General features: G+C 72.9%; 20 protein-coding genes. 14 read left to right on the top strand and 6 right to left on the bottom strand.

Translation table 11 applies throughout. The features are described from left to right. Positions 1-83: 83 nt before the first annotated feature. Together OG357_RS28400 and OG357_RS28395 are read left to right on the top strand one after the other, a co-directional pair. Positions 84-686: a hypothetical protein gene (locus OG357_RS28400; RefSeq protein ID WP_329623851.1), complete on the top strand. Its 603-nt coding sequence runs from the start codon at positions 84-86 to the stop codon at positions 684-686. A gap of 117 nt (positions 687-803) precedes the next feature. Then, positions 804-2,111 (top strand): MFS transporter, encoded by a 1,308-nt coding sequence (locus OG357_RS28395; RefSeq protein ID WP_329623850.1) that lies wholly within the window; start codon positions 804-806, stop codon positions 2,109-2,111. Between the two features lie 96 nt (positions 2,112-2,207). On the opposite strand, the gene OG357_RS28390 is transcribed toward OG357_RS28395, so the two are convergent. Further along, the gene (locus tag OG357_RS28390) at positions 2,208-2,447 is read right to left on the bottom strand and encodes a hypothetical protein (RefSeq protein ID WP_329623849.1); all 240 of its coding nucleotides are present in this window, start codon (positions 2,445-2,447) and stop codon (positions 2,208-2,210) included. Positions 2,448-2,508: 61 nt separating this feature from the next. On the opposite strand from OG357_RS28390, the gene map reads away from it, so the two are divergent. Then, positions 2,509-3,366 (top strand): type I methionyl aminopeptidase, encoded by an 858-nt coding sequence (map, locus tag OG357_RS28385; protein ID WP_329623848.1) that lies wholly within the window; start codon positions 2,509-2,511, stop codon positions 3,364-3,366. 114 nt (positions 3,367-3,480) lie between these two features. Continuing rightward, the gene (locus OG357_RS28380) at positions 3,481-4,131 is read left to right on the top strand and encodes a biliverdin-producing heme oxygenase (protein ID WP_329623847.1); all 651 of its coding nucleotides are present in this window, start codon (positions 3,481-3,483) and stop codon (positions 4,129-4,131) included. Between the two features lie 41 nt (positions 4,132-4,172). Here OG357_RS28380 and OG357_RS28375 read toward each other — a convergent pair whose 3' ends face one another. Beyond that, positions 4,173-4,841: a PhzF family phenazine biosynthesis protein gene (locus OG357_RS28375; RefSeq protein WP_329623846.1), complete on the bottom strand. Its 669-nt coding sequence runs from the start codon at positions 4,839-4,841 to the stop codon at positions 4,173-4,175. Between the two features lie 83 nt (positions 4,842-4,924). Between OG357_RS28375 and OG357_RS28370 the strand changes: the two genes are divergently transcribed. Next, positions 4,925-7,015: an FG-GAP repeat domain-containing protein gene (locus OG357_RS28370; protein ID WP_329623845.1), complete on the top strand. Its 2,091-nt coding sequence runs from the start codon at positions 4,925-4,927 to the stop codon at positions 7,013-7,015. Positions 7,016-7,099: 84 nt separating this feature from the next. Here the strand turns inward: OG357_RS28370 and OG357_RS28365 are convergent, their stop codons facing one another. Both OG357_RS28365 and OG357_RS28360 read right to left on the bottom strand, forming a co-directional pair. Then, positions 7,100-8,782, bottom strand: a complete 1,683-nt coding sequence (locus OG357_RS28365) for an HtaA domain-containing protein (protein ID WP_329623844.1) — start codon at positions 8,780-8,782, stop codon at positions 7,100-7,102. Between the two features lie 67 nt (positions 8,783-8,849). Next, on the bottom strand, positions 8,850-10,304 hold the full coding sequence (locus tag OG357_RS28360) for an HtaA domain-containing protein (protein WP_329623843.1): 1,455 nt from the start codon (positions 10,302-10,304) through the stop codon (positions 8,850-8,852). Positions 10,305-10,438: 134 nt separating this feature from the next. On the opposite strand from OG357_RS28360, the gene OG357_RS28355 reads away from it, so the two are divergent. From OG357_RS28355 to OG357_RS28325, 7 genes are all read left to right on the top strand, one after another. Further along, positions 10,439-11,455: a heme/hemin ABC transporter substrate-binding protein gene (locus OG357_RS28355; RefSeq protein WP_329623842.1), complete on the top strand. Its 1,017-nt coding sequence runs from the start codon at positions 10,439-10,441 to the stop codon at positions 11,453-11,455. Beyond that, positions 11,452-12,573, top strand: a complete 1,122-nt coding sequence (locus OG357_RS28350; protein ID WP_329623841.1) for a FecCD family ABC transporter permease — start codon at positions 11,452-11,454, stop codon at positions 12,571-12,573. The genes OG357_RS28355 and OG357_RS28350 overlap by 4 nt, the downstream gene beginning before the upstream one ends. Beyond that, a complete protein-coding gene (locus tag OG357_RS28345) occupies positions 12,570-13,430 on the top strand; it encodes a heme ABC transporter ATP-binding protein (RefSeq protein ID WP_443066747.1) in 861 nt (286 codons plus the stop codon). Before OG357_RS28350 ends, OG357_RS28345 begins: the two co-directional genes overlap by 4 nt. Before the next feature lie 217 nt (positions 13,431-13,647). After that, the gene (gene efeO, locus OG357_RS28340; RefSeq protein WP_329623840.1) at positions 13,648-14,805 is read left to right on the top strand and encodes an iron uptake system protein EfeO; all 1,158 of its coding nucleotides are present in this window, start codon (positions 13,648-13,650) and stop codon (positions 14,803-14,805) included. Between the two features lie 19 nt (positions 14,806-14,824). Further along, a complete protein-coding gene (gene efeB / locus OG357_RS28335) occupies positions 14,825-16,084 on the top strand; it encodes an iron uptake transporter deferrochelatase/peroxidase subunit (RefSeq protein WP_329623839.1) in 1,260 nt (419 codons plus the stop codon). 30 nt (positions 16,085-16,114) lie between these two features. Further along, positions 16,115-16,996 (top strand): iron uptake transporter permease EfeU, encoded by an 882-nt coding sequence (gene efeU / locus OG357_RS28330; protein ID WP_329623838.1) that lies wholly within the window; start codon positions 16,115-16,117, stop codon positions 16,994-16,996. Beyond that, positions 16,953-17,990 carry a hypothetical protein gene (locus OG357_RS28325; protein ID WP_329623837.1) on the top strand — a complete coding sequence of 346 codons (1,038 nt, stop codon included), beginning with the start codon at positions 16,953-16,955 and terminating at the stop codon, positions 17,988-17,990. Before efeU ends, OG357_RS28325 begins: the two co-directional genes overlap by 44 nt. 112 nt (positions 17,991-18,102) lie before the next feature. Here OG357_RS28325 and OG357_RS28320 read toward each other — a convergent pair whose 3' ends face one another. Then, positions 18,103-18,882, bottom strand: a complete 780-nt coding sequence (locus tag OG357_RS28320; protein WP_329623836.1) for a bifunctional DNA primase/polymerase — start codon at positions 18,880-18,882, stop codon at positions 18,103-18,105. Between the two features lie 232 nt (positions 18,883-19,114). Between OG357_RS28320 and ddaH the strand changes: the two genes are divergently transcribed. Next, complete coding sequence (gene ddaH, locus OG357_RS28315) at positions 19,115-19,945, top strand: dimethylargininase (protein WP_443066746.1); 831 nt, start codon at positions 19,115-19,117, stop codon at positions 19,943-19,945. Between the two features lie 12 nt (positions 19,946-19,957). Here the strand turns inward: ddaH and OG357_RS28310 are convergent, their stop codons facing one another. Continuing rightward, positions 19,958-20,944 (bottom strand): small ribosomal subunit Rsm22 family protein, encoded by a 987-nt coding sequence (locus OG357_RS28310; RefSeq protein WP_329623835.1) that lies wholly within the window; start codon positions 20,942-20,944, stop codon positions 19,958-19,960. Between the two features lie 192 nt (positions 20,945-21,136). On the opposite strand from OG357_RS28310, the gene OG357_RS28305 reads away from it, so the two are divergent. Beyond that, positions 21,137-21,781 (top strand): hypothetical protein, encoded by a 645-nt coding sequence (locus tag OG357_RS28305; RefSeq protein ID WP_329623834.1) that lies wholly within the window; start codon positions 21,137-21,139, stop codon positions 21,779-21,781. Positions 21,782-21,799 lie beyond the last annotated feature (18 nt).

Here is a 21,799-nt window from a genome sequence, read left to right as displayed (position 1 = left end):
GGGGCGTGGGGGCCCGTCCCGTACGGGTGGAACCGACCACAATCGGCCACGCTCCGGGCGCCGCTGGGGCAGGATGCCACCCCATGGATGCCGTACGGGTCGCGTTGCTGCGGGAAGTGCTCGCCGGGACGGAGTGGCCGCGGGCGGCCCGCCGCTTCGCGGGGGCGCTCCGCTCGTCGGTCGTGCCGCACCGGGGCGGGCTGCTGCTCGTCGGCACGGAGGAGTACGAGCCCTGGCACCTGGCGGCGCACCTCGTCGACGAGGCGGCCTGGTCGGGGCTGCCGGAGCTGGCCCCCACGCTCGTACGCCACCGGGTGCGGCCGGGTGATCCGGCGCATCTGGCGGTCGGCCTCGGCCGTCTGGAGGCGGCGGGGCGCGGGGCGACGCTGCTGATGGTGGCTCCGGAGCGGCCGGACGCGGGGCTGCTCCAGCGGGTGCACGACGCCCGGCGGGCGGGGGCGACGGTGCTCTCGCTCGACGGCGGCGACGCGGAGCTGCGGGGACTCGCCCACGAGACGCTGACGGTGGCGGAGGGGGCGGAGGTCGACCTGGACACGGTGCAGCACCTGGTGAGCGCGGCGGCCGGGGAGAACAGCCTGCCGTCGCCGCGCGGAAGCCGCCGCTTCCGCGACCGGCTCTCCGACCTCGCCGACCGCCTGACGGCACCGCCGCCCAGCCGCTGGTGAGCGGGAGCGCGCACCCCCGGGCCCGGCGGCCCGGACGTGCCGCCCACGGGCCGCAGCACCCCACTGACCGGCTTATTCGGTTGCCCCGGGCGCCTTCCGGCCGGAACATGGCCCCTCGTGTCCTCCCCCTTCTCCAAACTCTCCGCCCTCCTGCCCGACCTGGCGCCCTGGCGTACGTCGCGTGACTTCCGGCTCCTGTGGAGTCAGGGGCTCGTGACGTACTTCGCCAGCGCGATGGCGATGATCGCCCTGCCGCTCCAGATCAAGGAGCTGACGAACTCGCCGCTCGCGGTCGGGGCGATGGGCGCGGTGGAGCTGGTGCCGCTGGTCGTCTTCGGGCTGTACGGCGGTGCGCTCGCCGACGCCGTGGACCGGCGGAAGGTGATCGTGGGGACCGAGGCGGGGCTCGGCGTGCTCGCCCTGCTCCTGCTGCTCAACGCGCTGCTGCCGGAGCCGCTGCTGTGGCCGCTGTACGTGGTCGCGGCCGGCGTCTCCGCGCTCGCGGGGCTCCAGCGCCCGGCGCTCGACTCGCTGCTCGCCCGGATCGTGCCGCACGAGCACCAGACCGCCGCCGCGGCCCTCAATTCGCTGCGCTGGCAGATCGGGTCGATCGCGGGCCCGTCGATCGCGGGTCTCGTCGTCGCGTTCGCGGGTCACGCCCCGGCGTACGCGGTGACGATCGCCGGCTTCGCCGCCTCGGTGCTGATGTGCCGCCGCCTCTCCCCCGCGCCGCCCGCGCACGACGCGGAGAAGCCCTCGCTGCGGGGCATCGCGGAGGGCGCGCGGTACGCCTGGTCGCGGCCGGTGCTGCTCGGCACGTACGCGATCGACCTCGCGGCGATGTTCTTCGCCTTCCCGAACACGATCTTCCCGTTCCTCGCGGACGAGCTGGACGCGGACTGGTCCCTCGGCCTGATGTACGCGGCGGGCTCGGTCGGCTCGCTCGTGCTGGGCCTGACCAGCGGCTGGACGTCGAAGGTGCGGCGGCACGGGCTGCTCGTGGTCGGCGGCGCGGCCGGCTGGGGTCTGGCGATCGCGGCGGCCGGCTGGTTCGGGAACATCTGGCTCGTCCTGCTCTGCCTGGCCTTCGCGGGCGCCGGCGACATGCTGAGCGGTCTCGGCCGGGCCACGATCTGGAACCAGACGATCCCGGAGGAGCTGCGCGGGCGGCTCGCCGGCATCGAGGTGCTCTCCTACAGCGTCGGCCCGCAGCTGGGCCAGGTCCGGGCGGGCGTGATGGCCGGGTGGACCGGCACCAGGGCGGCCGTCTGGTCGGGCGGTGTGGCCTGTGTCGCCTCGGTGGGGCTGCTCTGCCTGGCGCTGCCGAAGCTGCTCACGTACGACTCCGAGACGGACGAGGACTCGCTGCGCCGCAAGGCCCAGCAGGAGGCCGCCACGGCCAAGCAGGAGGCCGGGGCCGCCTGAGCGGTCCCCGGCCACCTGCCGAGGTCACGCCTCGGGGTCACACCTCACGGCTTCGCCTCGGGGTCACACCTCGTGGTTACGCCTCGGGGTCACGCCTCACGGCTTCGCCTCGGGGTTCTCGTCCGGGCGGCCGCCCTCGTGCCAGCGCGGGTCCGTCTCCCACTCCAGGTTCCGCTCGCGGGCGGTCTCCATGGCGTGGGAGGCCTCCTCACGGCTGGCGTACGGGCCGAATCGGTTCTTCGCCGGACACTCGGGACCCTCCTCGACCTTCTTGTGCTCCAGGCAGTAGTACCACTCGCCCGGTTTGCCCACGGTGCGCTTCTTGAACAGGGCCATCGTCGTCGGCTCCTTCCTCCGAGACCATGCTGCCCCAGACGCGGTCGTTAGACTCGCTGACATGTCTGGCCAGTCGCTTCTCGTTCCGGGGGAGCTCTCCCCCCACCGCTCCGTCCCGGGCTCCATCCGCCGCCCCGAGTACGTCGGGAAGCCCGCCCCGGCCCCGTACAGCGGGCCCGAGGTGCAGGATTCCGACACCATCGAGCGGATGCGGATCGCCGGCCGCATCGCCGCACAGGCGATGGAGGAGGCCGCCAAGCTCATCGCTCCGGGTGTCACCACCGACGAGCTCGACCGGGTCGCCCATGAGTACATGTGCGACCACGGCGCCTATCCCTCGACCCTCGGCTACCGCGGGTTCCCGAAGTCGCTCTGCGCCTCGATCAACGAGGTCATCTGCCACGGCATCCCGGACTCCACGGTGCTGCGGGACGGCGACATCGTGAACCTGGACGTCACGGCGTACATCAACGGCGTCCACGGCGACAACAACGCCACCTACCTCTGCGGCGACGTCGACGAGGAGTCGCGACTGCTCGTCGAGCGGACCCGGGAGTCCCTGAACCGGGCCATCAAGGCCGTGCGGCCGGGCCGCCAGATCAACATCATCGGGCGGGTCATCGAGTCGTACGCCAAGCGCTTCGGCTACGGGGTCGTCCGCGACTTCACCGGGCACGGCATCAACTCGTCGTTCCACTCCGGCCTGATCGTCCCGCACTACGACTCCCCCCACCACACCACCGAGATCAAGACCGGCATGACCTTCACGATCGAGCCGATGCTGACCCTCGGTACGCACGACTACGACATGTGGGACGACGGCTGGACCGTGGTGACCAAGGACCGGAAGCGGACGGCGCAGTTCGAGCACACGCTCGTCGTGACCGAGAACGGGGCCGAAATTCTTACGTTGCCCTGACCTCTCGAACGGGTACGTTTTTACCGACAGGACGTCGGGAACCAGTTGACTTAGGTATGCCTAACTTGGCAGTATCAGCACTGGTTCCCGTCCCATCGGTCCCGGAGGCACGCCTTGGACACGCCCTTCTCCACGCTCATCCGTACGGCCTCGCACGAGCAGCACACGGAGGCGGAGACGTCGTCCTTCATGGGCGACCTCCTGGGCGGACGCCTGGCCGTCGACGCCTACGCCCGCTACACGGAGCAGCTCTGGTTCGTCTACCGCGCCCTGGAGGAGGGTGCGGAGGCGCTGCGCGAGGACCCGGTCGCCGGGCCGTTCATACAGGCCGAGCTGTTCCGCACGGCCGCCCTTGAGCAGGACCTCGCCCATCTGCGGGGCCCCGACTGGCGCGCCGGGGTCTCCCCGCTGCCCGCCACCGTCGCGTACGCCGAGCGGGTCGCGGATTGCGCCCGTGACTGGCCCGCGGGGTACGTGGCCCACCACTACACGCGCTACCTGGGCGACCTGTCGGGCGGTCAGATCATCCGTGACAAGGCGGAGCGGACCTGGGGCTTCGCGCGCAAGGGCGACGGCGTCCGCTTCTACGTCTTCGACGAGATCTCCAACCCGGCCGCGTTCAAGCGGACGTACCGGGAGCTGCTCGACGCGGTGAACGCCGATGACCTGGAGAAGCAGCGGATCGTCGACGAGTGCAAGCGCGCCTTCGACTTCAACAGCGCGGTCTTCCACCAGCTGGGCGGCGAGTTCCCGCTCAGCGCGTAGGCATCAGGTCTCAGGCCTTCGGGACCTTCGCGCGTGAGCGATCAGCGCGTGAGGGTCCCCTCCAGGCGGACGCGTCCGCCCAACTCCACGATGCCGTCAGGGCCGGGGGCAGTGAGCAGCTGCGACCCCCGGCCCTGCGTGATGTTCAGGGCCCGTCCCAGCTGCGCCGTCAGGAGCAGCGCCGCCGCGCCGGTCGCCTCGTCCTCGTCGATGCCGTCGCCGCGCCCGGGGAACGCCCGCGCCCTGACCCGGCCCGCGGCCTCCTCCTGCCAGGCCCAGGCGTAGATCCACTCGCCGGGCTCGGGCACCTCCAGGGCGTCCACCTCGGCGGCGGAGCCGTACCGGCGCAGGGTCCGCGGCGGCGCCCACTCGGCGCGCGCCTCTATCCAGGTGAACTCCCCGTCGCCGCGCACCCATACCTCTCCGGCGGGCGGGTGGACGACCTCCAGGTCGAGCAGCCAGGCGGTCCCGACGAGGGGGTGTCCGGCGAACGGCAGCCGCAGGCCGGGGGTGTAGATGTCGACGTGACCGCGCTCGGGGTCGTCCACGAACACCGTCTCGCTGAAGCCGAGCTCCTTGGCGAGCGCCTGCCGGGAGGCCTCGTCGGGGTGGTGACGGGGGTCCCGTACGACTCCGAGGGCGTTGCCGTGGCGGCCGTCGCCCGCACAGAAGACCCGGAGGACGTCGATGTCAGTGGCGGTCGTGTTCATGGCGGAATTCAAGCATCCGAAGCCGGGTTAGTGTGCCGACCGCGCGTGTTCCGTCGGGGAGCACCACGGAGGGGGGCTTTGTCATGCCCAGGTGGGGTCGTGGCGGTCACGTCACGGGAGTGCTGGCGGCGGGGTTGTTGCTCGTCGGTCTGGTGCCGCAGCAGGCAGCGGCGGCGACCGTACCGAACGGCGAGGTCGTCGCCGCGACGATCGTGAACCGGCCGGTCGACGCACGCTGGTCGGCGCGTCTGACGGAGACGGACGGGACGACGCACTACGCGCGGGACGCGGCCGCGGTCGAGAACGGCACGAGCGGGGTGCCGAAGGTCGGCATCGGCACCGTGCTGAACGGTCTGAACCGGACCGGACGCCCCCTGTGCCACGCGACCAACGCGGCGGGCGCACAGGGCTTCTGCTGGGACGCGGCCGACGACGTGGCCACGGGGTACACCCATGTCGCCCAGGGCCTCACGGGCTCCGGCGAGGCACCGGAGAACGCCGCGCTCGTGGGCCAGCGGCGGATCGTGGTCACCAGTTGGTACCCGAAGGCGGCCGGAGGGGCGATCCGGGTCACCTTCGCGGACGTGACCGATCCCGCGCAGGTCACGTACCGGCATGTCGCACTCGTGAAGCCGACCGCCACGGGCTACACCGCGCTGACCGGCCACGCCCACTCGGTGACCTGGTACAAGAACCGTCTGTACGTCTCCACCGGCGCCGGCATGGCGCTCTTCGACCTCACCCGGTTCTGGGACACCAACGCGGGCGGCACCGCCTTCGGCGTCTCGAACGGCACGTACTACACCCCGGGGTACGAGTACGCGCTGCCGCAGCTCGACGAGTTCCGGTACGCGGACTACACGCCCGGCAGTTGCGGCACCTACGCGGCCACCCCCGCGCCGCCGTGCTTCACCGGCGCCTCGCTCGACCTGAGCGGCCCCGAGCCGGCCCTCGTCACCGTCGAGTTGAACGGGGTGCAGGAAAAGCAGCAGCAGCGGTTCCTGGACCCGGGGGTGATCCTGCGCTGGCCGCTGGACGCCACGGGACTGCCCCGGACGGTGAAGGAGCAGACCGGCCAGGACCCCGTGGTCGAGGTCGAGAGGGCCCGACCGTCCGACGCCTACACCTCCACCGTCAGTGGGGCGCAGGGCATCGCGATGAACCGGGGCCGGTTCGTCGTCTCCGCGCCGTGCCCCGAGTTCGTCGAGGGTGGGGCGAACATCCCCAGCTGCCTGTACCACGCCTGGCCCGGTGAGCCCGTGCGGCTGTGGACCCGTACCGGCGTCAACAACGAGAACGTCTCGTACTGGCCCGCGACCGACGAGCTGTGGACCGTCAACGAGGCCCCGGGGAACCTGACCGTCTTCCACATCCGATGGCCCAGGCCCGAACTGCCGGTGCGCTCCCTCACCGGCCTCGGCGGGAGCCTGACCGGCTCCGCCCTGCCGGACGTGATCGCGATCCGGCCGAAGGCTTCGGCGGGCGCGGGCATCGGCAGCGGCAACCTCGTCCTGTATCCCGGGGCCGCGGGGGGTGTGGCCGCCCGCTCGTCCATCGGCACCAGCTGGGACTCCATGCGCCTCGTGGCCGGTGTCGGCAACCTCGACACCGGCCCCCGGCCGGACGTCCTCGCCGTGGACGACGGCGGGGCCCTGTGGCTCTACCCGGGCGCCGCCGACGGTCTCGGCAGCCGTACGTCGGTCTCGGCCACCGGCTGGGGCGTCGTGACGCGGATGACGGGGGTCGGCAACATGACCGGCGACGCGCACCCGGATCTCATGGCGATCTGGGCGAACGGTGACGCCTACCTCTATGAGGGCCGGCCGGGCGGTCTCGGTACGAGTCACAGGATCGGGACGAGCTGGAACACCATGCGCCTGGTGACGGGCGCGGGCGATCTGACCGGCGACGCCCGGCCGGACGTCCTCGCGGTGGACGACGGCGGAAAGCTGTGGCTGTACCCGGGCAACACGTCCGGGGGGCTCGGCGCTCGCAAGGAGGTGTCGACCGGCTGGGGCATCGTGCGGACCATGGCCGGTGTCGGCGACCTGACCGGAGACGGACTGCCGGACGTCCTCGCCGTCTGGGAGGACGGCACGGCCCGGCTCTACCCGGGCCGCGTCGACGGCCTGGGCGCCAGCAGCCCGGTCGATCTGGGCTGGGGCGCCCGCTAGCCAGGGCCTGACGGACGGCAGGGCCGCACCCGATGATCAGGTGCGGCCCTGCCTGTTGGGGGGTGGCGGTAGAGGGGGTGTCGGTCAGGACTCCATCGCGCGGCGGCGGACGGCGATGACGACGGCCGCGCCCGCGCCGGCGATCAGGCCGGAGGCGGCGAGGAGGAGGCCGGTCGGGGTGCCCGAGCCGGTGGCGGCGAGGGCGCCGGAGCCGCCCGTCGTGGACGAGCCTCCGACGGTGCCCGCGCCGCCGACGGTGCCGGAACCGCCGACGGTCCCGCCGCCGCCCGTGGTGGACGAGCCGCCGGCCGAACCCGAACCGCCGGTGGTGCCGGTGGTGCCGGAGCCGCCCGTCGTGGAGGAGCCGCCGGTGGTCGAGGGCAGCGAGGCGTCCTTGTCGGCCGCGAGGGTCACGGTCACCGGGTCCATCTCGGTGCCCGCCGGGTAGCCGCCCTGGCCGCCCGGGGCGCTGAACGTGGCGGAGCCCGCCGCGGTGAGCTTCGCCGGGATGTCGGCGAGGGTGACGAGCCCCTTGGTCACGGTCCAGTCGGCCTTGGACAGGTCCAGGTCGACCAGCGCCACGTCGTTCTTCGTGCCGGTGGCGCTGGTGACGTCGGCGGTGAGGGTGCCGGTGGTGCCGGTCGCCTTGACCTTCAGGTCGGCGACGGTCCATTCGATGCCGTGCGCGTTGCAGACGAAGGCGAGCTTGCCGGAGAACGCGGCCTCGGCCTTGCGGGCGTCGGCGTCGAGGTCGGCCTTGACGAAGCCGAAGTCGTAGGCGGAGCCCCGCTTCACGGCGCCGCCGGAGGCGGTGACGGAGCCGCCGCACATCTCGCCGACGTACCGCTGCCAGCTCTGCTTGACGCCCCAGGTCAGCCTGCCGTCGACGACGCCGGCGGGGTCGGTCGGCGGCTGCGTCGCGGGCGCGGTGGTGGGGGCGGTGGTCGTCGGGGCCGGGGACGTCGGGGCCGTCGTGGTGGGGGCCGGGGACGTCGGGGCGGTGGTGGTGGGCGCGGGGGACGTCGGAGCCGTCGTCGTCGGTGTGACGGGCGGGGTCGTCGGGGGCTCGGTGGTCGGGGGCAGCGTGGTCGGGGGCTCGGTGGTCGGCGGCGGGGTCGTCGGACGGGCGCCCGCCTTCACGGTGAGCGTGGCCGCGTCGAGCTGGTCGCCCTCCTTGTAGAAGCCCGCGAAGGCCTCCGCGCCGCCCTTCGTCAGCTTCGCCGGTATGTCCTTGAACACCATGGCGCCGCCGGCGCCCTGGGCAGGCCGGACGCCGGTCATGTCGAGCGCGGCGAAGGAGACGTCGTCGCGGGTGCTGACGCTGCCGTCCTTCTCCTTGGTGACGACGTCCGCGGTGATCTCGCCGGTCGGCGCCGCCGTGCCCTTCGTCGTCAGCTTGACGTCCGAGATCCGGATGTCGAGCGCGCCCGAGTGGGCCTCGAAGCGGACGCCGCCCTTGAAGGAGTTGGCGGTGCCGTGGGTGACCGTGTCGTAGGTGCCGGTGCCTTCGCCGAAGGTGAAGACGCCGTTGTTCGCGGCCTGCTTGGCGCCTCCCTCGACCGTGGTCTTCCCGTGCGCGAAGGGCTGCGCGAGGTACGAGCGGAAGGACTGCTTGATGCCCCAGTCCAGGGTGCCGTCGCTCAGCGTCATCGGGGGCGGCGGGGCGTCGGCCGCCGAGGCGGGCAGCGCGAGGGCGACGGCGCCCGTGCCGAGGGCGGCGGCCGTGGCGGCGGCCAGGGTGACGGATCGGCGCAAGGGGGTGGCCATGTCGGGGGTCTCCTAGGTGGTGCGCGGGGGCGGCGCAGGGGGGTGCGCGCGGGGCGGGGCGTGGGGGTCAGTCCGTGGAGGTGTCGGTGCCGGGACGGCGACGGCGTACGGCGACGAAGACCGCGAGCGCGGCGGCGAGGAACACGCCCGCGCCGATCGCGACGTACGTGCCGGTGGAGGCCGTCGAGGCCGCTGCCGGGGAGGGGACGGACGAGGCGGACGGGACCGGCCCTTGCGTCGGGGCGGAGGAGGACGTGACCCCACTGCCGAGGTCCGGGAGCGCGGGCAGCTTCGCCGTGGCGTCGACCGTGACGGCGAGCGACACGGGGTCCATCGCGGTCCCCGCCTTGTACATACCGCCAAAGGCCTTGGCGCCGCCCTCGGTGAGGGTGGCGGGGGCCTCGGTGACGGCGGCGAGGCCGTTCTCCGGGGTGAAGTCCGGGGCGGTGAAGGTGACCAGGGGGACGGCCTTCGTGGTGGTCCCGGCGCTGGTGACGTCGGCGGCCAGCGTGCCCTTGCCGCCGGTCACCTTCGCGGTGACCTTGGCGAGCGTGAGGTCGAGGTGGGCGCCGGTGAAGCGGACGCTGCCCGCGAAGGCCGCGTCGAGGGTCTGCTTCTTCGCGTCGTACGTGCCCTTGCCGCTCGGGAAGCGGAAGAGCGCACCGCCGTCCTGGGCTCCGTCGGCGAGGGTCCACTTGCCCTGGGCGATGGCACCGGTGACGTACTCGCGGAAGGTGCGGCGGACGCCCCAGTCGACCGCGGCGGTCCTGATGGTGCTGGTGCTCGCAGGTGCGCTGGGGGAAGTCGCCGTGGACGACGGGCTCGTGGAGGGCTTGGCAGTCGGCTCGGCGGCCGGCGGAGCGGTGGTCGGCGCCGTGCTCGGCGTGGCCTGCTTCGGGGCCCGGACGTCGACGGTGAGGCTGACGGGGTCGAGCTGTGTACCGGCCGGGTAGTAGCCGGCGAAGGCCGCCGCGCCCTGCGTGGTGAGCGTGGCGGGCACGCCGTCGAGGGCGACGGGGCTGCCGCCGCCGCGCATGTCGATGCCGCCGAGGTTCAGGTCGGCCAGCGGCACCTGGGCCGTGACGCTCATGCGGCCGCTGCCCTTGGCCTTGCTCGCCATGTCGGCGTAGAGGGTGCCGCGGCCGCCCTGAATGACGACGCGGGGGCGGCTGATGGTGAGGTCCAGCTCGTTCGTGCCGTCCGTCTTCCGGTGGCCCGTGAAGTGGACGCCGCCGGCGAAGGCCGCCTCGAAGGCGCCGGTCCCGGGGTCGTACGAGCCCTGCGCGGAGTGGAAGCGGAACTGGCTGCCGCCGACCGTGGCGGCGCCGCCGGTGAGTCCCCAACTGCCGTGCGCGATGGGCCCGGTGACGTAGCCCTGGAAGGAGGACTTGATGGCCCAGTCGAGTCGTCCGCCCTGCACCGTGCGGCTCTCCGCGTGGGCGGCGGAGGCCGGGATCAGGGCGGCGAGCAGGGCCGTGAAGAGGCTCACGGCGAGCGCGCGGGCGGGTCTGGACAGCAGCATGGAACCCCTCCGAGGGCTAGCAAGTGAGGTAAGGCTAACCTAAGCTATATCGAGCCTCGGCCGGAACCCCTCCGCCCCGAGAGCACGGCAGAACGCAACAGAACGCCACAGAACGACTGACAGGACGGTGTCCGGTGCGCAGAACTCGCCTCGCGGGAGCGCTGACAGCAGTGCTCGCCCTCGCCCTCGCGGCGACCGGCTGCGGTGACGGAAGCGGCGACGGAAGCGCCGGTACGGGCGCCCCGGCCTCCACCAAGGCCGCCACAGCTCCCGACCGGGTCGAGCCGCTCGCCGACCCGGCCGGGCCCCGACTGCCCGTCACCGTCCCCTCGGCGGACGGGCGCACCGTCACCGTCGCCTCCACCGAGCGGATCGTGCCGCTCAGCGGTTCCCTCAACGAGATCGTCTTCACCCTCGGTCTCGGCGGGAAGGTCGTCGCCCGCGACATCACCGCCACCTTCGAACAGGCCGCGAAGCTCCCGGTGGTGACCCGCGCCCATGACGTCTCCGCCGAGAGCGTGCTCTCGCTACGGCCGACCGTCGTCCTCGCCGAGTCCACCACCGGACCGGCCGAGGCCGTCGCCCAGATCCGGGACGCGGGCATCCCCCTCGTCGTCGTGAAGCCCGCCAAGGACCTCGCGGACGTCGGCACCCGCATCGCCGCGGTCGCCGCCGCCCTCGGCGTACGCGACTCCGGCACCGCGCTCAAGGAGCGCACCCAGGAGCGGATCGACGCCGTCCGGAAGGGGATCCCGGCCCGCGAGGAGAAGCCGCGGGTGGCCTTCCTCTACGTCCGCGGCTCGGCCGCCGTCTATCTGCTCGGCGGCGCCGAGTCCGGCGCGAGCTCCCTGCTCGAAGCGGCCGGCGCGGTCGACGCGGGCAAGGAGTCCGGGCTGAAGAAGGACTTCACCCCCATCACCAGCGAGGCCCTGGCGCAGGCCGCGCCCGACGCGATCCTCGTCATGAGCAAGGGGCTCGCCTCGGTCGGCGGGATCGACGGCCTGGTGAAGATCCCGGGCGTCGCGCAGACCCCGGCCGGCGCCGCCAAGCGGGTCGTCACCGTCGACGACGGCGTGCTCCTCAACTACGGCCCGCGCACCGACCAGGTCCTGAAGTCCCTCGTCGGCCAGTTGTACGGGGAGGAGAAGTGACGGCGCTCCAGGATTCCCCGCCGCACACGGAGAAGACCGACAGGACGGAGAAGGCGGAGAAGGAGGTTCCCGCGGCGGGCCCGCGTCCGCGGCGCGGCCGGTCCGCCGTCCTCACCGGCTCCCTCCTCGCCGTCCTGCTCCTCCTCTCCCTCCTCTCCGCGGGGATCGGGGCGTACGAGATCCCGCTCGGCGACGTCCTCGCCTCCGTCCAGCACCGGATCGGGCTCGGCGGGCACGCGCTCGACCGCACGGCCGAGAGCGTCCTGTGGAACATCCGGCTCCCCCGGGTCGTCCTCGCCGTCCTCGTCGGCGCCTCGCTCGGCTGCGCGGGCGCCCTCATGCAGGGCGTGTTCGGCAACCCCCTCGCCGAGCCGGGCGTCATCGGCATCTCGGCGGGCGCGGCCGTCGGCGCGGTCGGCGCGATCGCGCTCGGACTGACCTTCCTCGGGAACTGGACGGTGACCGTCTGCGCGTTCGTCGCCGGCCTGGCGACCGTGTTCCTCGTGTACGCGATGTCCCGCTCGGGCGGCCGTACGGAGGTGGTGACCCTGATCCTCACCGGCATCGCGGTGAACGCCTTCGCGGGCGCGCTGATCGGCCTCTTCATCTTCTTCGCCGACAACGCGCAGATCACCCAGATCACCTTCTGGCAGCTCGGCTCGCTCGCCCAGGCCACCTGGCCCAAGGTCCTCGCCGTGCTGCCCTGCGCGCTCCTCGGCCTGGCCGTCGCCCCCTTCCACTCCCGCCGGCTCGACCTGCTCGCACTCGGCGAACGGCCCGCCCGGCACCTGGGCGTGGACGTGGAGCGGCTGCGGATCGCGCTGATCCTGGTGGTGGCGCTGCTCACCGCGGCGGCGGTCGCGGTCGCCGGGATCATCACGTTCGTCGGCCTGCTCGTCCCGCACCTGCTGCGGATGGCGAACGGCCCCGGTCACCGGTTCCTGGTGCCGGGCAGCGCGCTGGGCGGCGCGGTCGTCCTCGCGGCCGGCGATCTGGCGGCCCGGACGGTCGCGGCCCCGGCCGAACTCCCCCTGGGCGTCCTCACCGCCCTCCTCGGCAGCCCCTTCTTCTTCTGGCTGCTGCGCAGGACCCGTCGTCGGCAAGGTGGTTGGGCATGACGTCCATGGCATCCGTACGCTGGAAGGCTCTGCTTCCGAGCCGGAGCACGCGCGCCCTCCCCTCCCCCGCCGCGCGCGGCGAGCTCGTCGCCGAGGCGCTCGGGCTGCGGGTCTCGCTCGGCGGCCGGGCGGTGCTCGACGGCGTCGGGATCGGGGTGCGGGCCGGGGAGGTCCTGGCCCTGGTGGGACCCAACGGCGCCGGCAAGTCGACGCTGCTCGCCGCGCTCGCCGCCGATCTCGCCCCGAGCGACGGGGAGATACGGATCGGGGGGCGGCCCGCCGGTGACTGGTCGGCCGGTGAACTCGCCCTGCGCCGGGCGGTGCTGCCGCAGGCCGCCGCGCTCTCCTTCCCCTTCCCCGTCGCCGAGGTCGTCCGGATGGGAAGGGCGCCCTGGGTTGGGACCGAGCGGGAGGACGAGGACGAGGCGGCCGTCGCTCTCGCGATGGCCGCGACCGAGGTCGAGGCCTTCGCCGGGCGGCCGTTCTCCGCGCTGTCGGGCGGCGAGCGGGCCCGGGTCGCCCTGGCCCGCGTCCTGGCCCAGCGGACCGGGCTCCTGCTGCTCGACGAGCCGACCGCCGCGCTCGACCTGCGCCACCAGGAGCTGGTGCTCCGGGTCTGCCGGGAGCGCGCCGCGGCCGGGGACGCGGTGGTCGTCGTGCTGCACGACCTGGGGCTCGCCGCCGCCCACGCGGACCGGGTCGCGGTGCTGCACGGCGGCCGGATCGAGGCGGACGGCCCGCCGTCCGAGGTGCTCGACGCGGAGGTCCTGAGCCGGGTCTACCGGCAGCCGGTGGAGGTCTTCCCGCACCCGCGGACCGGGGTCCCCCTCGTCGTACCGGTCCGTACGGACTCCTGACCCACAAACGGACAATTCACCCGCCTTGACTGGTCCTTGACCCTGGCATGAGGACTCCATGAGGAGCCTGTGACTCGCCTGTGTCCGGTCTGCCGGAGCTGAGATACGAATCACCGAACGAGCGGGTATGACTGAGGTAAGCCTCGGTTAAGTTAGGTCCGCCTCACCCCGCTTCACCGCGCGTCCCACCCCTTGCCCCCGCGTTCCTGGAGTCCCCATGCGAGCCGTCCGCCTCTCCGTCGTCACCGCCGCCGCGACCGCGGCCGCCCTGACCGCCGTCACGGGCTGCGCCGAGAAGAGCGACGCCAAGGGAGCGGACGGCGCGGTCACCGTGATCGCCAAGGACGACTCCTGCGAGGTGTCGAAGAAGGAGTTCCCGGCCGGTCACGTGACGCTCGCCGTCGAGAACCGCGGCTCCAAGGTCACCGAGGTCTACGTCCTCCACCCGGACGACCGGATCGTCACCGAGCGCGAGAACATCGGCCCCGGCACCAAGGCCACGATCACCGCCGAGATCAAGGCCGGCACCTACACGATCGCCTGCAAGCCCGGCATGGTCGGCGACGGCATCCGCCAGCAGGTCACGCTCACCGGCGCCGGTGCCGCGACCGCCGAGCGCTCCCCGGAGATGGACGCCGCCGTCGCCGCCTACCGCCAGTACGTCCAGGCGCAGGCCGACGCGACCCTCCCCAAGGTGAAGGTCTTCACCGACGCCGTCCGCGCCGGTGACATGGACGCCGCGAAGAAGGCGTACGCCGAGTCCCGTATCGGCTGGGAGCGCACCGAGCCCGTCGCCGAGTCCTTCGGCGACATCGACCCCAAGGTCGACGTCCGCGAGGACGGCCTGGAGGAGGGCCAGGACCCGGCGAAGGACTGGACCGGCTGGCACCGCCTGGAGAAGGCGCTCTGGAAGGACAAGAAGCTCGGCGCCGCCGAGAAGCAGCTCGCGGACACCCTGGACAAGGACCTCGCGGACTGGGTGAAGCGCGTCGGCAAGGCCGAGATCACCCCGACCTCGATGGCCAACGGCGCCAAGGAGCTCCTGGACGAGGTCGCCACCGGCAAGGTCACCGGCGAGGAGGAGCGCTACTCCCACACCGACCTCGTCGACTTCAAGGCGAACGTCGAGGGCGCGCAGAAGTCCTTCGACCTGCTCAAGCCGGTCGCCACGAAGAACGACCCGAAGCTCGTCGCCGAACTCGACAAGCAGTTCGCCGCGCTGAACACGCTGCTCGACAAGTACCGCACGGACAAGACGAGCTACGTCTTCACCTCGTACGAGAAGGTCGGCCCGGCCGAGCGCAAGGAGCTGTCGGACGGCGTCAACGCGCTGGCCGAGCCGCTCTCCAAGCTCGCCGCCGCCGTCGTCAAGTAGCGGGAAAGGAGCAGAGGACATGTCCGAGGAGCAGGATCTCCCGGTGCGGGGCACCTCCCGCCGTACGGTCATCGGCTGGGGCGGTGCCGGGCTCGCGCTCGGTGCCGCCGCGGCGGGCGGGGCCGCGGCCCTGGCCCGGGGCGGGGACGGCATCGCGCCCGTCGCCGACTCCGGCGCCGCCGTGCCGTTCCACGGCGCGCACCAGGCCGGTATCGCCACCGCCGTCCAGGACCGGCTGCACTTCGCCGCCTTCGACGTGAAGACGACGGACCGCGCGGAGCTGGTCCAGCTCCTCAAGGACTGGACGCGGGCCGCCGAGCGCATGACGGCCGGCGCCGAGGTCGGCGACGGCGCGTACGGCGGGCTGGCGGAGGCGCCGCCGGACGACACGGGCGAGGCCCTCGGCCTCAAGCCGTCCCGTCTCACCCTCACGATCGGCTTCGGCCCCACGCTCTTCGACGGGCGTTTCGGGCTGAAGGACAAGCGGCCCGGGGCCTTGGTGGAGCTGCCCAAGTTCCCTGGCGACAACCTGGATCCGGCGCGCAGCGGCGGCGACCTCTGCGTCCAGGCGTGCGCGGACGACCCGCAGGTCGCCGTGCACGCCATCCGGAACCTCGCGCGGATCGGTTTCGGCAAGGTCGCGGTGCGCTGGTCGCAGCTGGGCTTCGGCAAGACGTCCTCGACGACCCCGGACGCCCAGACCCCGCGGAACCTCTTCGGCTTCAAGGACGGCACCCGCAACATCGCGGGCACCGAGACCGAGCGGCTCGCGAAGCACGTGTGGGTCTCCGGCAAGGACGCCGAGGGTCCGGCGGCGTGGATGGACGGCGGCTCGTACCTCGTGGCCCGCCGCATCCGCATGAACGTCGAGACCTGGGACCGCACCCCGCTGGGCGAGCAGGAGGACATCTTCGGCCGCGACAAGCGCGAGGGCGCCCCGGTCGGCAAGGCCAAGGAACACGACGAGCCGTTCCTGAAGGCGATGAAGCCGGACTCGCACGTCCGGCTCGCGCATCCGGACACCAACGCCGGGGCGACGATCCTGCGGCGCGGCTACTCCTTCACGGACGGCACGGACGGCCTCGGCCGGTTGGAGGCGGGCCTGTTCTTCCTCGCGTACCAGAAGGACGTCCGGACCGGTTTCATCCCCGTACAGACCTCGCTCGGCCGCGCCGACGCCCTCAACGAGTACATCCAGCACGTGGGTTCGGCGCTGTTCGCGATCCCGCCGGGCGTCCGGGGCAAGGACGACTGGTGGGGCCGGGCGCTGTTCTCGTGACGCTCCACGCAACCCCGGGAGGGAACCGACGTGTTCGGTAACTATCTGATCGGCCTGCGCGAGGGCCTGGAGGCGAGCCTCGTCGTCTGCATCCTCATCGCGTACCTGGTGAAGACCGGGCGCAGGGACGCGCTGAAGCCGATCTGGATCGGCATCGGTGTGGCCGTGGGGGTGGCGCTGGCCTTCGGCGCGGGCCTCGAGTTCGGCTCCCAGGAGCTGACCTTCGAGGCGCAGGAGCTGCTCGGCGGCACGCTGTCGATCGTCGCGGTCGTCCTGGTGACCTGGATGGTCTTCTGGATGCGGCGCACGGCCCGGCATCTGAGGGCCGAGCTGCACGGACGCCTTGACGCGGCCCTTCAGATGGGTACGGGCGCGCTGGTCGCGACCGCGTTCCTGGCGGTGGGGCGCGAGGGCCTGGAGACGGCGCTCTTCGTGTGGGCGTCGGTCCGGGCCTCCTCCGACGGTTCGTACGCGCCGCTGGCCGGTGTCGTCCTCGGCCTGCTCACGGCGGTACTGCTGGGCTGGCTGTTCTACCGGGGCGCGGTGCGGATCAACCTGGCGAAGTTCTTCACCTGGACCGGCGGGATGCTGGTCGTGGTGGCGGCGGGCGTCCTCGCCTACGGCGTGCACGACCTCCAGGAGGCGCGCTTCCTCGACGGCCTCGCGAACAAGGCCTTCGACGTCTCGGCGACGATCCCGCCGGACAGCTGGTACGGCACGCTCCTCAAGGGCGTGTTCAACTTCCAGCCGGACCCGACGGTCCTTCAGGTCACGGTGTGGGCGCTGTATCTGATCCCGACGCTCGCGCTGTTCCTGGCCCCGATAGGGTCGGGTCCGTCCGTGCGGGTGGAGAAGCAGAAGGCGACCGATGAGAAGGCTGAGGCTGAGGCGAGCGCCGAGACGACCGGTTGAGCGCTTCGCGGCGCGACCGGTGAGGGCGCTGGCGGCCACCGCGGCGACGACCGTGCTGGCGCTGACCGCGAGCGGCTGCGTGACGGTCCACGGTGAGACGGCGCTGCTTCCGGCGGTGACGACGTCCGAGGCCTCGCAGGCCCTCGCCGACTTCACCGCCGCGTACAACCGGGCCGACAAGGCCAACGACCCCGCGCTCGACTCGGACCGGGTCACCGGTCCGCTCGGGGCGATCAACCAGGCGGGCCTGCGCTCGCGGGCGGTCACGAGCCCCGGCGGCAACCCGGACCACCGGGCCCTCGAACTGAGCGACGCGCGGTTCGTCGTGCCCCGCAAGGCGGGCTGGCCGCGCTGGTTCGTCGCGGACACCGACTCGAACCACGACGTAGACGAGGGCCGCGCCGACCAGCGCTGGGTCCTCGCCTTCGTACGCAACGGACCCGACGAGCTGTGGGAGGTCGCCCACCTGGTGGTCCTCAGCGCGCAGGCGGTGCCCGAGTTCGCCGAGGAGGAGGGGTACGCGGTGCCGGTCGCCGCGGACACCGACGCCCTCGCGGTCGCGCCCGGCGACCTCGGGGCGGAGTACGTGGCGTATCTGCAGGAGGGGAAGCCGGGGCCGTACGCGGCGGGGCCGCACACCTCGCTGTGGCGCGAGCAGCGGCAGAAGACCGCGAAGCGGCCGGGGCTCGCCACCCAGTACATCGACCGCGTCGCGGACCAGGGCGACTTCGCCCCGCTGGGGCTGCGGACGAAGGACGGCGGCGCGTTCGTCTTCTTCGCGACCCGGTACTTCGAGCGGCAGACGGCGGCGCAGGGCTACCGGCCGAAGGTCGGCCCGGACGTCAAGGCGCTGCTGACCGGCGAGGTGAAGAACACCGTCACCAAGGAGTGGGTGTCGAACCTGGCGGTCCTGGTGAAGCCGGCGGGCACGGACCGCGACGGCGTCACGATCGCGGGCCGGCTCCAGGGCGTCGTGGGCGCGGAGGGCTCGTAGCCGGTCCCGCGCGACAGGCCGGGGACTCGGCGGGTCGGAGGCTCTGCGGACGGGGGCTCGGCGGGTCGGGGGCTCTGCGGACGGGGGCTCGGAGGGTCAGCGGGTCAGCGGGTCAGCGGGTCAGCGGCCAGGCGATCTCGTGGGCCGTGTGCTCCCCGTCGCTCTCCGCCTCCCGCGCGGCCGCGTGGCGCGCGCAGGCGTCCTGGAGGGTCTCCAGGAGGTTCAGCGGGTCCGGCAGCGGGTGCTCGGGTCCGCGAAGCCAGGCGACCACCGGATGGGCGTCCTCGTCCCCGGGCAGCCGGGCCGGCGGTACGAGGACGTAGCTGCCGCGGCAGTGCCAGCGCAGCCCCGGGTGCTCGTCCATCGTCTCCGGGTGGCAGTCGAGCTCACAGGGCCACCACTCGTCCTCGTCCTCGGGGGTGCCGCGGGTGGCGGTGAAGAAGAGCATGCGCCCGCCGACCGTGTCGACGTCGGCGGACTCGGCGACCGGTCCGACCTCGACGCCCTCGGCGAGCAGCCGCTCCAGGGCGGCGCGGCCGGCGGCCATCGGCACGTCGAGGACGTCGTGGACCATGCCGGTGGCGGTGACGAAGTTCGCCTCGGGCTCGTTCCGCGCCCAGCGCTCGATCTGGGCGCGGTCGGTGGTCGACTGGGTCTGCCACGCGAAGGAGACGGGGTGCCGGGCGGGGGTGGGACAGCCGATCCGCTCACAGGAACAGCTGTAGCCGACGGGATACGCGGCGGGGGCGAGGGGCAGCCCGGCGGCGGCGGTGGCCAGGAGCAGCTTCTCGCGGTCGTTCTCGTCGTCGGCCGCGGTGCGTTTCGGGCGCCTGCGCAGCCACTGTGCGAGTTTGCTCTCCGTGCCGCGGTAGCGGCCGATGCCGTCGCCCATCTATCCCCTCACAGCTCATGCTCGCCCGTTCGGCTCTGCCCATGGTCCCACCATCCTGCGCCTCGGGTGACCGGAGTGTGGAACCGGGGTGCGGAAACGGGGTGTGCGGGGTGGTGGTGCGGGTGGGACGTGCGAACCACCCGAACGGTCCACTGCGCGGGACGCGCCCAGGGCGGACCATGGGTCCACCGATCTTCGGTTCTTCCGTCCGCCCGTTCGTGAGGAGCCCACATTGCGCCCCACTCCGCGCACGTCCTCGCCCCGCCGTTACCTGATGTGCCCACCCACGCACTTCACGGTGACGTACTCGATCAATCCCTGGATGGACCCCACGAAACCGGTCGACCTGCCGCTGGCCCTCGCCCAGTGGGAGGACCTGCGCGACCGCTACCGTGCGCTGGGCCACACCGTGGAGCTCCTGGCTCCCGACCCGGCGCTGCCGGACATGGTCTTCGCGGCGAACGGCGCCACCGTCGTCGACGGCCGGGTCCTCGGCGCGAAGTTCGCCCATGCCGAGCGGGCCGACGAGGCCGCCGCGCACCTGTCCTGGTTCCGCAGGAACGGTTGGCCCGGTGACGTGCTCCGGCTCCCGGAGCACGTCAACGAGGGCGAGGGCGACTTCGCCGTCACCGCCTCGTGGATCCTCGCGGGGCGCGGTTTCCGCGCCAGCCCGCTCTCCCACGGGGAGGCGCAGGAGTTCTTCGGCCGGCCGGTGATCGGTCTGGACCTGGTGGACCCGCGCTATTACCACCTGGACACGGCGCTGTGCGTCCTGGACGACGCCCGGGACGAGGTCATGTACTACCCGGCCGCCTTCTCGCCGGGCAGTCGCGCGGTGCTCGCCCGGCTCTTCCCGGACGCGCTGATCGCGACGGACGAGGACGCGGCGGCGCTCGGGCTGAACGCGGTGAGCGACGGTCTGCACGTGCTGCTGCCGCAGGCGGCGGTGGGCCTCTTCGAGCCGCTGCGGGAGCGGGGCTTCGAGCCGGTCGGGATGGACCTGGGCGAGCTCCTCAAGGGCGGCGGCAGCGTGAAGTGCTGCACGCAGGAGCTCCGGCTCTAGAGCCCCTGGCGCTCAGTCGGTCTCCGGCGGCCAGGAGTCGCCCCACTCGGCGTTGCGGGCCTGCTTGTACAGGGGCCCGTGGCGCTTGGTGACCGTCTCCCGGGCGAGCCCGTCGGGGCCGCACAGGTCGAGCTGGACGAGGCCCTTGCGGATCTGCGGCCTGCGGGTGACGCGGGAGACGACCGGGGTCACCGGGAACCTGGTGGCCGCGACGTAGCTGTACTTCTCGTCCTCGTACGGCAGGGAGCCGCCCTTCACCTGGCGGTGCAGCGAGGACCTGCTCACGCGGGCCGAGAAGTGGCACCAGTCGGTGCCCGGCACGATCGGGCAGGCCCCGCTGTGCGGGCAGGGCGCGGCGACGGTGAATCCGGCGTCGATCAGCAGGGTGCGGGCGGCGATGATCCGCTCGTAGCCGTCGGGGGTGCCGGGCTCGACGATCACGACCGCCCGCGCGGCGCGCGCCGCCTCGGTCACGAGCGCCGTGCGGTCGGGCGCGGTGAGTTCCTTGAGGACGTACGAGACGGTGACGAGGTCGGTGTCCGCGAGCTTCAGCGCGGTGCCGATCCGCTCGCGCCGCCATTCGGCGTCGAGGGCGCCGGCCGCCAGCTCGCGGCCGAGCGCGAGGGCGGGCTCGGCCCAGTCGAGGACGGTGGTCCGGGGCGGTGCCTCGCCCCAGGCCTCGGCGACGGCCCAGCTCGCCGCGCCGGTGCCGCCGCCGACGTCGGTGTGCGTGGCGGGCGCCCAGTCGGGCGCGGCGTCCCGCAGGGCGTCGAGGACGCCCCGTACCGCCTCGAAGGTCGCCGGCATCCGGTACGCGGCATACGCGGCGACGTCGGAGCGGTCGCGCAGCACGGGGGCGTCCGTCGGGGTGGTGCCCCGGTAGTTGGCGATCAGCCGCTCGACGGCCTTGGCCGCCTGGGTGGGCGGCAGCCCGTCGAGGAGCCCGGCGAGGGCGGCGCGCAGGGACTCGGCGGAGGGAGGGGAGGCGGGGGCGTTCACCGCGACATTCTAGGGCCCCCAGGGGGCCGCATCCCGCCGCCGGTTCCGGCGTGTGCCCTGGTCGCGAGGGGCCCGGCGGGGCACGGGAGTTGGTCGATCGGCCGTTGATGATGTTGGGTGTTCATGCCAACTTTTTCGGTCGCGATCGCTTCAAGAGGAGTTCATGTGAAGGGTGCCGTACGGGGGGCTGCCGTGGCAGCGGCGTTGGTGCTGGCGCTGACAGGATGCGAGGAGAGCGTCCCGGCCGCCGGGAGCGGGAAGGCGTCGGGCGCTCCCGGGGAGAACCTCCAGGGGGCGGGGGATCCGACGCAGCCCCCCATCGAGCTGGACCCGACCTCGCTGATGCACGCGCTCCCGATCGAGTCCCAGGTGGGCGACGTCATGGTCGGGGGCGATCCCTTCCTGGCCCAGGAGGCCGAGGCCGCCGAGTACTGCGCCAAGGAGGAAGGCATCTCCTGCGCCGGTCTCGTCGCCGTCGCGGGGAAAGACATGGAGGAGCGGAGCGACTCGTCCGACACCCGCGTGGAGTTCCGGCTCTTCTCGTTCGAAACGGCCGAGCAGGCGAAGACGGCGATGAAGGGCCAGGTGGACCGGTGGCGCAAGGCGGATGCCAAGTCCGGCGGCCGCTGGCAGCAGAAGACCGTGGAATCCCATGCCGACGAGACCGAGGCGGTCCGGGACGACGAGGTCGACGTCGACGTCGTGGTCATGCGCCTCGGCACCGTCGTGGCGCACATCGTCGCGCTCGACGTCCTGCCCGAGAACGTGCAGCACGCCGTCACGGTCCAGGCCAGCCAGGTCCAGGCCCTCGGCCAGATGGGGAGCCGCGGGTACTGACCCGCCCGGCCTCCCCGC

It is taken from the genome of Streptomyces sp. NBC_01255, from assembly GCF_036226445.1.
Taxonomy (GTDB): domain Bacteria; phylum Actinomycetota; class Actinomycetes; order Streptomycetales; family Streptomycetaceae; genus Streptomyces.
The sequence above is the reverse complement of the archived record's forward strand: the minus strand, read 5'-3'. Positions and strand labels throughout refer to the sequence as shown.